General features: G+C 36.1%; 14 protein-coding genes. 13 read left to right on the forward strand and 1 reads right to left on the reverse strand.

Features of this window, described 5'->3' with window-relative positions; genetic code table 11:
* From AC220I_RS09295 to AC220I_RS09310, 4 genes are all read left to right on the forward strand, one after another.
* On the forward strand, positions 1-651 hold a 651-nt coding region (locus AC220I_RS09295), incomplete at its 5' end, for an AAA family ATPase (protein WP_486723545.1).
* Positions 652-672: 21 nt separating this feature from the next.
* Positions 673-2,271 (forward strand): GNAT family N-acetyltransferase, encoded by a 1,599-nt coding sequence (locus AC220I_RS09300; RefSeq protein ID WP_486723546.1) that lies wholly within the window; start codon positions 673-675, stop codon positions 2,269-2,271.
* A gap of 139 nt (positions 2,272-2,410) precedes the next feature.
* Positions 2,411-3,784, forward strand: coding sequence for a helicase HerA-like domain-containing protein (locus AC220I_RS09305; protein WP_486723547.1), 1,374 nt, complete (start codon positions 2,411-2,413; stop codon positions 3,782-3,784).
* A gap of 74 nt (positions 3,785-3,858) precedes the next feature.
* Positions 3,859-4,572, forward strand: a complete 714-nt coding sequence (locus tag AC220I_RS09310; RefSeq protein ID WP_486723548.1) for a flagellin — start codon at positions 3,859-3,861, stop codon at positions 4,570-4,572.
* A 186-nt stretch (positions 4,573-4,758) separates the two neighbouring features.
* Here AC220I_RS09310 and lipB read toward each other — a convergent pair whose 3' ends face one another.
* On the reverse strand, positions 4,759-5,400 hold the full coding sequence (gene lipB / locus AC220I_RS09315) for a lipoyl(octanoyl) transferase LipB (RefSeq protein WP_486723549.1): 642 nt from the start codon (positions 5,398-5,400) through the stop codon (positions 4,759-4,761).
* A gap of 213 nt (positions 5,401-5,613) precedes the next feature.
* Here lipB and AC220I_RS09320 point away from each other — a divergent pair, with 213 nt between their 5' ends.
* From AC220I_RS09320 to AC220I_RS09360, 9 genes are all read left to right on the forward strand, one after another.
* Entirely contained in the window at positions 5,614-6,402 is a 789-nt protein-coding gene (locus AC220I_RS09320; protein ID WP_486723550.1) for a DUF975 family protein, read from the forward strand.
* Positions 6,403-6,542: 140 nt separating this feature from the next.
* Complete coding sequence (locus AC220I_RS09325; protein WP_486723551.1) at positions 6,543-7,163, forward strand: histidine phosphatase family protein; 621 nt, start codon at positions 6,543-6,545, stop codon at positions 7,161-7,163.
* 136 nt (positions 7,164-7,299) lie between these two features.
* A complete protein-coding gene (locus AC220I_RS09330; protein WP_486723552.1) occupies positions 7,300-8,487 on the forward strand; it encodes a pyridoxal phosphate-dependent aminotransferase in 1,188 nt (395 codons plus the stop codon).
* Positions 8,488-8,605: 118 nt separating this feature from the next.
* Positions 8,606-9,901, forward strand: coding sequence for an ATP-binding protein (locus tag AC220I_RS09335; protein WP_486723553.1), 1,296 nt, complete (start codon positions 8,606-8,608; stop codon positions 9,899-9,901).
* A gap of 10 nt (positions 9,902-9,911) precedes the next feature.
* Entirely contained in the window at positions 9,912-10,811 is a 900-nt protein-coding gene (locus AC220I_RS09340) for a response regulator (protein WP_486723554.1), read from the forward strand.
* A 232-nt stretch (positions 10,812-11,043) separates the two neighbouring features.
* The gene (locus tag AC220I_RS09345) at positions 11,044-12,069 is read left to right on the forward strand and encodes a TAXI family TRAP transporter solute-binding subunit (RefSeq protein ID WP_486723555.1); all 1,026 of its coding nucleotides are present in this window, start codon (positions 11,044-11,046) and stop codon (positions 12,067-12,069) included.
* Between the two features lie 20 nt (positions 12,070-12,089).
* Positions 12,090-12,593, forward strand: a complete 504-nt coding sequence (locus AC220I_RS09350; RefSeq protein ID WP_486723556.1) for a DUF1850 domain-containing protein — start codon at positions 12,090-12,092, stop codon at positions 12,591-12,593.
* A 14-nt stretch (positions 12,594-12,607) separates the two neighbouring features.
* Entirely contained in the window at positions 12,608-14,566 is a 1,959-nt protein-coding gene (locus AC220I_RS09355; RefSeq protein ID WP_486723557.1) for a TRAP transporter permease, read from the forward strand.
* A 201-nt stretch (positions 14,567-14,767) separates the two neighbouring features.
* The coding region (locus AC220I_RS09360) for a cation:dicarboxylate symporter family transporter (RefSeq protein WP_486723558.1) at positions 14,768-14,985 on the forward strand (218 nt) is incomplete at its 3' end.

Raw genomic sequence — 14,985 nt, forward strand, 5'->3', positions numbered from 1 at the left:
AAAGCCTTAACAAGTCTTGAATTTCATCCCAATGTCACTTTTTTAATTGGTGAGAATGGGAGTGGTAAATCAACAGTCCTTGAAGCCATCGCAGTGGCATATGGTTATAATCCTGAGGGTGGAACCAAGAATTTCAATTTTTCTACTACAGATTCCCATTCTGGATTACATGATCATTTGAGATTGGTAAAGGGTGTGTACAGTCCTAAAGACGGTTTTTTTCTCAGGGCTGAAAGCTTTTATAACGTAGCATCACATATTGATGAACTCGATAAAGAACCAGGCGGCCCGAGAATAATCGATTCTTATGGTGGTAAATCACTTCACAAGCTCTCTCATGGAGAATCTTTTTTGACACTGTTTTTAAATCGCTTAACAGGAAAGGGCCTATATATTTTAGATGAGCCTGAAGCAGCCTTATCACCTACGCGCCAGATGGCACTACTGTCAAGAATGCATGACTTGGTTAGAGAGGATTCCCAATTTATCATAGCAACACATTCTCCAATTTTAATGTCCTATCCTAATGCACAGATTTTCAGTGTAGATCAGGACTACAAAAAATTAAAATATGTTGAAACAGAGCATTATAATATCACAAAACAATTTTTAAATGATACAGATCGGATGTTAAAAATATTAATGTCATAGAACACTGTAATGGAGGTTTGAATGAAATCTAATGATAAAAATGAGCTGAACTTGAACAACTCACTAGAGTTTGAGACTAATCGAATATTGCTGAGACCCTTAACTAAAGATGATGTTGATCAGATTTATGAGATTAGACATTCAAATTTTTCAACAGATATGATAGACCTGTCTTCAAATTTTTCACAAGTTGACGCTCAGCAATTTGTTAATCAGGTGATTAAAGGGCAGAAAAACGGTGATGGATTCTTCTGGTGCATTGTCCTTAAATCATCAAGTAAGGTTATAGGGACTGTATCACTTTGGAATTTGAATAAAAGGGATAACAAAGCAGAGCTTGCATATGAAATTGGAAAAAATTATCAAAAAAAGGCATTTGCCCATGAAGCCTGCAAATTGGTTCTGAGCTTTGCCTTTAAGGTGCTTGGACTCTCTATTGTGGAAGGGGTTACGGATGTAGACAACCATGCGTCTATTGGAGTACTTAATAAATTTGATTTTTCGTTGAGTACTGTAATATCAATGGACAAACAGGCTGTATATTATTTAAATCGGCAGAAATTTATACAGAATCACCCTTATCGAGCTCATGAGATTGGTATTGACACAGGCCATCTTAAAAAAGGACCTCTAAATAAAATCACAGATGTAAAAGGCGTTCGTGTTGGACACTTTACGATTAATGCGGGGGCAGTACAAACGGGTGTTACTGTGGTAATGCCATCTGCTGATAATGTCTTTGAAAATAAGCTACTGGCTGCTTCACATGTGATAAACGGATTTGGAAAAACAACTGGCCTGGTTCAAATAGAAGAACTAGGTACGATTGAATCACCAATTGCACTTACAAATACATTGGCTGTGGGCCGAATTCAAGATGCAATGATTGACTATATGGTTGCAAGGACCGAATATCCCATTAAATCCATTAATGCGCTTGTTGGTGAATGTAATGATAGTTATCTCAATGATATTACCCATAAAGCAATCCAACCAATTCATTTGATAAATGCCATTGAAATGGCATGTGAAGATTTTAATGAAGGTGCAGTTGGTGCTGGACGCGGCATGTCTTGTCACCACTTAAAGGGCGGAATAGGTTCGGCTTCGAGAGCTTTTGAAATTGAAGGTGAGACCTATACATTAGGTGTCATGGTCTTATCAAATCATGGTATACTTTCAGATCTAGTGATCAATCATAAGCAAATCGGAAAGCAAATACAAGCAAAACGTGATGCCAATGTTGAAGAAATGCACTTGGATAGGGGGTCCTGTATGATCATCATAGCAACTGATTTACCCGTCTCAGAAAGACAACTTAAGAGAATTTGTAAAAGGTCAGCAAACGGGCTAAGTAGACTGGGCTCTTTCATTGGCCATGGCAGTGGTGAAATTGCCATAGGTTTTTCAACCGCGAATAAGATTAATATTAGTGGCGATAAAAAAATAAATCAGTTTAACTTTATCGTTGAAAATCAAATTGATATTGCCTTTAGGGCTGTTACTGAGGCGACTGAGGAGGCTGTTATTAATTCGATGCTTACTGCTGAGTCTGTCGAAGGTGTTGAAGGTCACATACGCCAGAGCCTAAATGAGTATATGAATTTATTGATAGGCTAATTAACTTGATTGTTCTAGGTCGTAAATCAAATAGAGTGGACTAATATCTTTTATTAGCAGCTCTATTTTTTTTATGATAAAATAAAACATAGTATTTAAATAAGTGTTTTAAAATAACATATGATTTTGAGGTGAATTCATGAAAATCAACATTGCAAAAGGTAAATCTGAAGGATTTATACCCCTACATAGTAGTATGATTACTAGACACGGCTACATCACAGGCGCAACTGGCACAGGTAAGACTGTGACATTAAAGCTTCTAGCCGAAAAGATGGTTGAACTCGAAGCTTCAGTTTTTCTAATTGATGTTAAAGGTGACTTAAATGGATTTGGTATGCCAGGAGAGATTACGCCGAAGCTGGAAAGATATATTGACAAACATGGTCTTGAAGTGCCTGAATTTAAAAAGTTTTTAGTCCAGTATTGGGATATTTATAATGAGTTTGGATTGCCTATTCGAACAACTGTAAGTGATTTTGGGCCCGTTTTAATGGCCAAGTTGTTAAAGCTTAACGAAAACCAGACCAATCTACTACATACTTTGTATCAAATAGCTGACGATGAAGGTTTATTATTACTGGACTTTAAAGATCTAACACAATTGGTCAAGTATTTTTATGAGCACAATAAGGACTTTGAGTCTGATTATGGTACCTTAAACAAACAATCGCTAAGTGCAATACAGCGTGCATTAACAGCGAGCGACATCGATGTCTTCTTTGGAGAGAGTGTACTTGAAATTGGCGACCTTTTTAATAAAAATGGCATTATCAACGTTTTAGAGGCCAGTAAATTAATTTCAAATGATAAGCTTTACGCGACTTTTTTACTATGGCTCCTTTCGGAGCTTTATGAACAACTCCCTGAAGAGGGTGAGTTAGATAAGCCAAAGATGGTATTATTTTTTGATGAGGCTCATCTGATTTTTAAGGGCATATCAGATGTTTTACTAGATAAAATTGAACAAGTTATTAAACTGATAAGGTCAAAAGGGGTAGGCATATTCTTTATATCCCAGAGTGCTTCTGATATTCCTGATGTGATTTTGGCCCAGCTCGGTAATAAAATTCAGCATGGCATTCGTTCCTATTCATCAAATGATATGAAGAAACAGATGATCTCAAGGGATTTGTTTGAAAAAATGAAGCAGTTTGGTGTTGGTGAAGTCTGTATTTCAGTGTTAGATGAAGATGGTATACCTTCTTCATTTGAAGAAGCTGTAATGCTTTCACCATCAAGCGCCATTGGAAGAGTAGATCATTGCAATTATTATCTTGATCATTCATTAAAATTAAAGTATGATGTGGTTGTTGATCGAAATTCTGCTTATGAAATGTTGCAAAAGAGGCAGGCCAAGCCTACTGTTTCTAAGGTAAAACCTAGAGGTAAAGGTGGACGAAAACCTGATACCATGATGACTAAGCTGGCAAAGAGTTTATTTACTTCACTTGGCCGATCTTTGGGCTCAAGTCTTGCGAGAGGGTTGATGGGGACATTAAAAAAATACTAAAAAAATGGTTGACATAACCAATGATGGGTATATATAAATTAGGCTTTAATTCTTTTTGAAAGTGTGGTGATGTTGTGAAAATAGAATCGAGTTCGTTTAATCCTATGATTCAAGGCGTTCAAAAGAAACCGGCAAACATTGGCATTGAACAGAAAATGACTGCACAAGTCAATGCGTATAATCAAGGAACCGAAAATACTCAAACTGCGGTGGATTTATTAAAAACTGCTGACAGTGCACTTCAGTCCGTTGCTGATCCTTTAAAGGAAATGAAGCAACTTGCGATTCAAGCAAAAAACGGAACCTTAACAGCTGAAGACAAGGGTGCAATTCAGGCACAAATAGATGGTCTTAAGAGTTCGATTAACGATACTCTAAAAAATACAGAGTTTAATCGGATTAAACTATTTGATCAGAATCAAGGTCTCAATGTTCAAACAGGTAATCAGGGGACTCAAATGCAACTCCAAAACACGAGTTTAGAAAGCCTCGGCTTGTCTGATTTCAATGTAACTGGTGATTTTGATATTAGTAAAGTAGACGAAGCAATTGAGAAAGTTAATACTGCTCGATCTAAAATGGGCAGTCAAAGCAATGGGTTTGAATCGACTGTTCGTTCCAATAACATTGCTCAGCAAAATACGGTGGCATCAAGATCGAATTTAGAGGATGATTTAGCTTCAAAAATCACTGAAATGAAGAAGCAGGATTATTTAAAGCAATATCAGATTGCAACTCAAAAAATTCAGATGGATGCACAAAAGAGTAAGTTGAATATACTTGCTTAGTTAGGTCTGAATTCTAATGTTATTGAAAAAAAATGAAGGACTCTTGGTGTATTTATAACCAAGAGTCCTTGTTTGTCTATTTCATTGAAACCATAAGATTGATCTGTTTTGAAGTTTTGGTTTCAAAGTGATTTGCATTTCAAAGCGCAAAAACGCTGGATCGATTAAGCACTTAATCAACTAAGGCTATCTTTCAAAATTAAAGGTCTCATAAAAGGCATTTATGACTTGTTTTTTTAAGGTGTTCATATCTATCTCAGCATTTATTTGTGTTTTAATACTGGTTACAGTACGTGCTTTAAGGCCACAAGGTACAATAACATCGAAATCTGTGAGATTTGTATTCACATTAAGTGCAAAGCCATGCATGGTCACACCCTTTTTTACAGAAAGCCCCAAAGCCAGTATCTTTGAATTACCAACGAAAACACCAGAATTAATGGGATCTCTATCTGCATTTATCTGATATTGGTTTCGCAGTAGATCAATGAACAGTTGCTCTAATTGGAATACATACTTTTTCACGCTGCTGCCGTGATTTTTTTTTATATTAAAGATGGTATAACCCACGAGCTGTCCTGGTCCATGATAGGTGACATCACCACCGCGACGTGTTTGAATAATTTGATAACCAAGCTTTTGCAAATCTTCAGTAGGCATCAATATATTTGTCAAATCTGCATTTATGCCGAGCGTGATGACCTTCGGGTGTTCAAGCAAGATAAGCTGGTCTTCTGAACCATTTTGTACGTCGTTTAATAGTTTTTCTTGAAGTGAAAAGGCTTCCTCATAATCCATAATTCCCAAATCTAAAACATTCAGCTTCATGTATACCTCTTTATATCTTTAATCTGTCAATTTATTATACCTAAGTTCATAAAGGCTTTCAATCTTAATAGTGGATACTGGGGTCCTTAACCACCTCAATAATAGATAATTAATAATGTAGACCTAATTTTAACCTTTTTTTAATATCTTTCAAATGCTTTTTAAAGCGCTTTGATGTAGAATAGAGATAGAAAATAATTAGGGAGTGATCGTATGTGGACTAGGTTAGAGTTAAAAACGAAAGCAAAACGATTTTTGAAGCAGAACTATATAACCGCATTTTTTGTAAGTTTAATACTTATGTTTGTTACATCTTCAGGTTCAAGTAATAATAATTCAAAGTTTTCAATGCCGTCTGAACAAGTGTTTCAGGGGGGCGATGTTGATCTTAGTGGATTTTGGGCTTGGGTGCCTGCAATTTCATTAATCTTTATTGTCATTATGATTGTTGTGATTTTACTTAAAGTCTTTATTGGCTATGTGTTAGAAGTTGGTGGAAGAAACTATTACTTAAGAGGCACTGAACGCGAAGTTACTTTTAAAGAAGTTGGCTTTGGCTTTAATTCAGATTATTATTTCAACATAGTTGTGACCATGTTCATTAAGGGCATCTATAATCTTTTGTGGTTCTTGTTGTTAATCATACCTGGCATTATTAAGATGTACGCCTATTCAATGGTGCCTTATATCCTAGCGGATAATCCTAATATCGAAAGCAGTAGAGCGATAGAGTTAAGCATGGATATGACAAATGGACAGAAATGGGACATGTTTGTTCTTGATTTATCCTTTTTAGGATGGTACATTTTAGGCCTTCTCTTATTCGGGATTGGAACATGGTTTGTTAACCCATATGTCGATGCCACAAAAGCACAATTATATGCATCGCTTAGATTAGATGCAATTAAAAGAAATTTATGTTCACCTGAAGAACTTTGTTATACCTTAGCAGATGACCTATATTCGGACTCAAACTCAGATGATTGGTATGATGAGTATTAATGAACGGACACCTGAAGCATATGATTGATTTGTCATATGCTTTTTTTTATGAAATAATTCATATAAATAGGTTAAGGGGCTTGTAAATGTGTTAAGATATCGTATAAAATGGTAGGGATAATATTGTTGGAGGAAGCTAGATGCTAGAAATATATATGGCCAGACACGGGCAGACGGAATGGAATGTCATGGGAAGAATGCAGGGGTGGCTTAATTCACCACTAACTGAAAATGGCGTACAAAGTGCCTATTATCTAGGAGAAGAAATCAGTAGGCTTGACTTTGATGCTTATTATTCGTCACCTTCAGAGCGTGCCCTAAAAACACTGGAAATCGCAACAGATTATTCTGTAAAAATAACATGTGATGACCGATTAAGAGAAATAGGTCTTGGCCCTTGGCAAGGCATGCTTTCAAGAGATATTGCCAAACAATATCCTGTGCAATATAAGCAATACTATGATGAGCCAGAAAAGTTCTCAATCGATGATGGCGAGAACTACTATGTACTTTATGAGCGTGTGAATGCTTTTGTGAAGGATATACTTAAAAATCACTTTGAGCAAAATATGGTTAAACGCGTCATGATCGTTACGCACGGTATCACGCTTATGATGTTAAGACTTATCTTTAACAACGATCAGATCGAAAATATTAAAGATTATCACGTATCAGGAAATGCGAAACTCCACATTTACAACTTTGATGGGCAAAAATTCAAATGTATCAGAGAACCCAAAGTTGAATTTGCGAGTAGGTGAAATATTTAAAGAATTTAATTGAAAAGGCTTTATTATTATTTCAGATAATACAAAAAAGCTTAATTATAGACGTGTACATCATCTATAAGAGTTGCTATAATGAACATGAATTCAGATAATGTTGGAGGTTGAAACTATGAAGTCTTTGTCTCATAAAAATTGCGGAATTTCTGCATCAATGACTTTAGCGATTACAGCTAAAGCCAAACAATTAAAGGATAGTGGTGTCGATATCGTTAGCTTTGGTGCTGGGGAACCGGATTTCAACACGCCAGAGTACATCAGAACAGCTGCTATAAAACAAATTGAAAAAGGTGGAAACGGTTACACTGCAGCATCTGGTTTAATCGAATTAAAACAAGCAATTTGTGCAAAGCTAAAGCGTGATAATGGTTTGGATTACAAGCCAGAGCAAATTGTTGTATCATCTGGTGCAAAGCATTCGCTTTGTAATGCCCTACAAGCATTATTAAATCCAGGGGATGAAGTTATTATTCCTTCACCTTATTGGGTAAGCTACTACGAGCTTGTAAAGATGGCAGATGGAGAACCTGTCTTGGTTGAAGCATTGGCTTCAAACTTATTTAAAGTGACTGTTGAACAACTGGAAAAGGCTGTTACAGAAAAATCTAAGGCAATTATCATTAATAGTCCAAACAATCCAACCGGTGCAGTTTACTCAAAGGAAGAATTAGCTGAAATCGGTGCTTTTGCTACAAAACATGACCTATATATCATCTCAGATGAAATTTATGAAAAATTGATTTATGGCAATACGCATTATTCAATTGCAGCACTATCGGATGATCTTAAAGCGAGAACGATTGTTGTCAATGGCCTAAGTAAGGCTTATGCTATGACAGGATGGCGTATTGGCTACACTGCAAGTGTTGTGGAAATTGCTAAAGTAATGAGCAATATTCAGTCACATGCTACATCAAATCCAAATACAATTGCGCAATATGCAAGTATTGAAGCTTTAAATGGGGATCAGACGCCTATTGAAGAAATGCGTAAGGCATTTGATGAAAGACGTCAATATATGGTTGAAACCATTAAAAATATCAAAAACGTTTCCTGTGTTGAACCTGAGGGTGCGTTTTATGTTATGGTTAATATTTCTCATTTTCTTGGTAAAACAATAAGCAATGTTGAAATAAAGAACTCAATCGATTTGGCATCTCTATTATTGGATGAGGCGAATATAGCAGTAATTCCTGGGATTGCATTTGGTGTAGATGATTATATTAGACTTTCTTATGCAACGAGTATGGCCAATATTGAAGAAGGCTTGAAACGATTAAAAGCTTTTTGTGAAAAATAGAACATTTTGACAATTATAGGAACGCATATTTAAATGAAGCTCTTCATTCAAGTATGCGTTTTTTTTTTTGTTAATAATGTGATAAAATAAATGTAATAATTTAATATGGGGATGTGATTTGGGCTTGATCAATGAAAAATCTAGAAATATTGAGAAGCTCATTTTAGTGGCGGTATTTACCACTTTTATGGGGCAGATTTATTTTACACCATTTGGGACAGAGTTTAGACTTACTTTTGCAGTTGTTGTATTGAATATCCTTATTCTGACCTTTAAGGAGATTAATCCGATTTCTACAATTAATCTAGTGGGGATATTGATGTTTCTCGTGAGAAGTTCCGTTTTTGTGTTCAATCAGAATGGAACTTTTTTTGAAGCGTTTATGATTTACTATCCAGTGGTTTTTTTCTATATCTTTTATAGCATCTTTTTTGTGCTGTTGGATGTGAGAAGTTTCTTAAAGAATCCATTGGCCTTGTTTTTAAGTATATGGATATGTGACAGTATTCCAAATATTATTGAAGTTATTATTAGACAAGAATGGCAAAATGCAAATTTTGAGCAAGTCATTTATACAATCATTATTATTGGCTTGTTTAGAACTATTTTTACAACAATTATGATTTATATCTCAGGCTATTATCTACAGCATGTGAAAGACAGACAAAACCATCAAAAGTTTGTGGAGAAAATCGTTTTGATGTCAAGCTTGAAAACAGAGTTGTTTTTCCTCCGAAAATCAAAAAATGACATTGAAGATGCCATGAGGAGAAGTTTTGAAATTTATGAACGTATTGAAGATAGTGATGAAAAAACTGCAATTTTATCGGTTGCAAAGGATATCCATGAGATAAAAAAGGATTATACAAGAGTAATTGCTGGCATCGAAAAAAGCATTGAGGAAACTTCCAATTTCCAAATGCAATTTTTCGAGATTCTCAGCATAGTGGTAGAAACCAATAAAAAACTTGCTGAGGCTAAAGGAAAGAAAATTGCTTTTCAAACCAATAAGTTCTATAATTTTAAAACAAGTGAGTATTTTACATTAATTTCAATACTCAACAACCTTGTGGTAAATGCCATAGAAGCAATAGACCGTACTGGACTTATTAGTATCTATGAAAATGTTCAAGATGACTTTGTCTTTATTAGCGTCTATGATGATGGTGTGGGGATTGAAGAACTTGATCTCAATCTAATTTTTGAACCGGGTTTTTCAACCAAATATAATGAAGTCAATGGCATCATGTCATCAGGCATTGGTTTAACACATGCAAAATATCTTATAGAAGAAATATTGAATGGTAAGTTGACGGTAGAATCTCAAAAGGGGGTAAGCACCAACTTTAACATTATGATACCGAGACATAGACTTGTGAATGATCGAGAAGATACAGAAACGCTACTAAAATAGTGAGGTGTTTATGAATTACAATTTTTACTTAATTGATGATGATATAAGTGTAATAAGCATTTTATCTAAGATCATAGTCAATCAAAAATTAGGGGATGTCGTTGGGAAAGATACCACTGGTGAAAAGGCTGTTCAAGAGATAAAAAGACTAAAGCCTGACATCGTTATTGTGGATTTACTTTTGCCCAAGATTGACGGTATTACTTTAGTGACACAGCTCAAGCCAGATTTTAAAGAGTTACCCTTCATTATGATTAGTGAGGTTCATGCCAAGGATATGGTCTCAAAAGCATATAACAGTGGTATTGAGTTCTATATCAACAAACCAATCAATGTCATCGAAGTCATCAATGTTGTTAAGAGAATCGATGAGAAGCTTAAAATGAAAAAAGTGATTGATTCCTTTCAATCTGCTTTTAAAAATATGCAGTCTCTCAATGGGGACCAAGAGTCAAAACTTATCAACAACACTCAAGACCCTCTTTCCAGTGCAAAAGAAATTCTTTCTCACCTTGGCGTCATTAGCGATGCAGGTACTAAGGATATTTTGCATATAATAGAGTTTATCTTGGGTCTTGATGACGGGATAAGAAAAAAAGTTTTAGATTACCGATTAACAGAGCTTTATACTTATGTTAGTGATAAGTATGAGCGAGAAAAGGGCGAAATCGTCAATGAGAAAACCATAGAGCAGAGAATTAGAAGGACGATTGGACAAGCCCTTGAAACGGTTGCAGAAATTGGTTTAGATGACTATGAAAATATTTACTTTGACCGTTATGCCAGTACTTTGTTTGAATTCAGAGAAGTTAGAAAAGAAATGGAGTATTTGAAACAGCGCTCTAAGGACCCTGGTAAGATAAACATAAAAAAATTCATAGCCGGATTAATCATTGAAATGAACAAATAGATCCGCTTAAACAGCGGGATAAAAACGTCTTGTTTTCAGAATATACCTTGCAATGTTAACATGTGTTCATGCATTCGTTAAAAAAAATTTACATTTAGCGGTAGGAAAATGTAGTTATCTGTAGGAAAATGTAGGGCTACTAGTATAAATAATATGTACTAGTAGTTTTTTTGTGTGTCAAAAATGAAAGTACGGGTGGGTTTTTTATTATTTAAATGAGTAGGAGGAAATTATGAAAAGAGCATTATCGGTACTATTAGTGTTAGTTTTAATGTTATCTCTATTAGCAGGTTGTTCACAACAAGCTGCACCAGCACCAGCGGCTGAACCAGCTGCTACTGAATCAACTGAGGCAGCTGCACCAGAAGCTGCACCAGCAGAACCAGCGAAACAAGTATTTGTTAATATTGGTACAGGTGGTACAGCGGGAACTTACTTCCCACTTGGCGGCGCATTTGCTGAAATCTGGAACAACAACATTCCAGGTGTTAACGCAACAGCTCAAAGTACAGGTGCTTCTGTAGCCAACATCAACTTATTAATGGATAAAAAAGTTGAAGTTGTAATCGTACAAAACGATATCGCTATGTATGCTCATGATGGCGTTAAAATGTTTGAAGGACAAACATTTGGGGATCTTAGAGGTCTTGCAACTTTATACAGCGAGCCATTACAAATCGTAACAACGAATCCAGATATCAAATCTGTTATGGATTTAAAGGGTAAAAAAGTAGCAGTTGGTGCAATCGGTTCAGGTGTTGAAGCCAATGCTAGACAAATCATCGCAGCTGCAGGTTTAGATTTCGATAAAGACATCGATGCTAAATTCTTATCATTCTCTGAAGCTTCTTCAGGTCTTAAAGATAAGCAAGTTGAAGCAGCATTCTTAACAGCTGGTATTCCAACAGCTGCTATCCAAGATTTATCTGCACAAAATGATGTTTACATCGTTCCAGTTGATGGTGATGTTGCAGCTAAATTACAAGCTGACTATGGCTTCTTTACTGAGTATGTCATTCCAGCAGACACTTACAAAGGGCAAACTGCTGATGTAAAAACACTTACTGTAAAATCTATGCTTTGTGTTTCTGCTGATCTTGATGAAGAATTAGCATACCAATTAACTAAGCAAATTTATGAAAATCATGACCGTGTTGTTGTAGCTCACAACGTTGGTAAATTTATCACTAAAGATACTGCAACTCAAGGGATGTCAGTACCATTACATCCAGGTGCAGAAAGATACTTTAACGAGTAATTAAAGAGAGTAGGGAAGAATTGAAGAAAATCAGTGTCATTATTATACTCAGTATATTATTGATCAGTGTGTTCTTTGTATCGACTATTCATAAAACAAAAGTGTTGGTAATCGAGGATAAAGCCAGTGGTGTATATGAGACCTTTTTCCCAAAGGACAATCATTTTGTACTCAGCTACATTCATTCAGTCTTATTAACACCTGCAGATGAATATTTCTATATTACTGAACAAAATACGCTTCTGCTCCAGAAGACCATTTATGAGTCTTTTGGAGTAGGGCTTCCCTATGAACAAATAAATGATTCGGATTTTGAAATTGTAGATGGGAAGTTCATTTTGTATCTTGAAAGAGAGATGCCTAGCTTAAACATGATCATTTCTCCAATCCCCAAGCATACAATAACCGTAAACAACAAGTTGATTAATATTATTGATTTATTAAATGAAAAAACAGTTTCAATCAAAATCTATGCAGTAGAGAAAAATGTCTTTGAAATCGGCAATTATCATATAATTTTATAGGAAGGAACGGTGTCATGTCTGACGTTAATTTGAAAAATCAAACAGAGCCTGTATCTGAAGGTACGCCAGATGATCTGCTCAGGAAATATGACAAGGGTTCTGATTATAGAGTATTAAGCGGGATGCAAGGAAAGTTCCTAATAGGCTTGCTCGCTTTATTTTCTATATTTCAGCTTTACACTGGGATATTTGGTGTTATGGATGCGCTCTTACAAAGATCGGTGCATTTGGCCTTTGGTTTAACACTTGTATATCTCTTATATCCTTCTACCAAAAAGTTTTCTAGAGAAAAATTACATCCTTTTGATTGTGGTCTGGCAGCGCTTGCTGGATCAGTATGTCTATATGTCTTCTTCAACTACGGTGAACTTGTACTGAGAGCTGGAAGAGTTACCACTATGGACATGGTTGTTGGAATGATTGCAATTTTACTTGTTTTAGAAGCGGCTAGAAGAGTTATAGGTTGGCCTATGGTCATCATCGCTGTTGCGTTTATCATCTACGCACTTGTTGGTCCAATGATTCCTGGACAACTTGCACATAGAGGCGTTGCAATGGATGATTTGGTACAACATTTATTTTATACAACTGAAGGTATCTTTGGAATTCCGATTGGGGTTTCATCAACTTTCATCTTCATGTTCCTCTTATTTGGCGCATATTTAGAAAAAACCGGAATGGGCGAGTTCTTTATCGATATCGCAAATTCAATCGCAGGTGGTGCACCAGGTGGACCAGCAAAGGTAGCGGTAATTTCAAGTGCATCTATGGGAACACTCACAGGTAGTTCTGTGGCAAACGTTGTTGGAACAGGTAGTTTTACCATTCCAATGATGAAGAAGCTTGGATATAAACCTGAGTTTGCTGGTGCTGTAGAAGCAACGGCTTCCACAGGTGGACAATTAATGCCTCCAATAATGGGCGCAGCTGCATTCCTTATGGCAGAGTTTACCAACATACCATACGTACAGGTAATTGGTGCAGCTGTTATCCCTGCTTTACTATATTATTTTGGTGTTTGGGCTGGTGTACATTTTGAGGCTAAAAAGCTTGGACTTGAAGGCATGCCTAAAGATCAGCTTCCTAAAGTGGGAAGAGTAATGAGAGAACGTGGTCACTTATTGGTTCCGATCATCGTTGTAGTTTATCTACTTGTTGCAGGTTATACGCCAATTAGAGCTGCACTTGGTGCCATTGCCACTTCCTTATTGGCTTCATCTCTTAAAAAAGAAACGCGTTTAACACCTTATGAAATTTTTGAAGGTCTCGTAAACGGTGCAAGAAGTGCTTTAACTGTAATTGCAGCTTGTGCAACCGCTGGTATTATTATCGGTGTTGTAACACAGACTGGACTGGGCCTAAAAATGGGTTCCTTGTTGGTTAGCATTGCAAATGGCAATCTGTTAATGACCCTCTTCTTTACAATGATAACATCATTAATTTTAGGGATTGGCGTACCAACTACAGCAAACTATGTTATTACATCGACAATTGCTGCGCCGGCACTATTAATGCTGAATGTTCCAATTTTAGCAGCCCATATGTTTGCATTCTACTTTGGTATCGTAGCAGATGTTACACCGCCAGTTGCTCTAGCAGCAGTTGCCGCCTCGGGTGTTGCGAAGTCAGAACCGATGAGAACAGGGGTACAGGCATCACGACTGGCAATAGCTGCCTTTTTAATTCCTTATATATTTGTTTATAGTCCTGAATTGTTGTTAATCAATGTTACGCCAATACAGCTCGTATTCATTGTAATTACTTCAATCATTGGTATTATATCTGTAGCAGCCGGACTAACCGGGTACTTCTCTGCAAGGATGAACATGTTTGAAAGAGCAATGTTTATCATCGGAGGTGCCATGATGGTAACGACTCATTTAACACTCAATATTGTAGCAATGTTGTTACTCGGTGCTGCATTTGTAATTCAACAAAAGAAGAAGCAATCTTCTGCAACGCCAGCTGTATAATTAATTTTCAAAAAGTGCTATATCGATTTAAGGCCAAACGTGTCTCCACACATGTGCCAATCTATCGATATAGCATTTTTATATTTCAAAAAAGAAATAACTTTGAGTAGGAATGTGTCGAAATTTGTAGGAATGTGTAGTTCCGCCCTTATAAATAAGGTGTACTTTTAATATTTATTAATATTTTAAAGGGGGAAGAACATGAAAGGTACTAATTTAACAAAAAAAATCCTTGTGGCAATGCTACTTGGTATCATCACGGGTTTAGTCTTAAATCCATTTGGTGATAATGTAATCGTAAAAGATTATATTGTAGGTTTTGGTTTTGTATTATTTGGCTCAGTATTTATCGCACTTATTAAAATGATGGTTGTTCCACTCGTATTCGTATCTTTAACACTTGGCGCTGCGCAAATGGG

This window comes from Fusibacter sp. (genome assembly GCF_057447755.1).

Coding starts and splice junctions, on each gene's coding strand:
- AC220I_RS09355 (WP_486723557.1), top strand. CDS start 12,608: ATGTCTGACGTTAATTTGAAAAATCAAACAGAGCCTGTATCTGAAGGT.
- AC220I_RS09320 (WP_486723550.1), top strand. CDS start 5,614: ATGTGGACTAGGTTAGAGTTAAAAACGAAAGCAAAACGATTTTTGAAG.
- AC220I_RS09345 (WP_486723555.1), top strand. CDS start 11,044: ATGAAAAGAGCATTATCGGTACTATTAGTGTTAGTTTTAATGTTATCT.
- lipB (WP_486723549.1), bottom strand. CDS start 5,400: ATGAAGCTGAATGTTTTAGATTTGGGAATTATGGATTATGAGGAAGCC.
- AC220I_RS09300 (WP_486723546.1), top strand. CDS start 673: ATGAAATCTAATGATAAAAATGAGCTGAACTTGAACAACTCACTAGAG.
- AC220I_RS09340 (WP_486723554.1), top strand. CDS start 9,912: ATGAATTACAATTTTTACTTAATTGATGATGATATAAGTGTAATAAGC.
- AC220I_RS09305 (WP_486723547.1), top strand. CDS start 2,411: ATGAAAATCAACATTGCAAAAGGTAAATCTGAAGGATTTATACCCCTA.
- AC220I_RS09330 (WP_486723552.1), top strand. CDS start 7,300: ATGAAGTCTTTGTCTCATAAAAATTGCGGAATTTCTGCATCAATGACT.
- AC220I_RS09325 (WP_486723551.1), top strand. CDS start 6,543: ATGCTAGAAATATATATGGCCAGACACGGGCAGACGGAATGGAATGTC.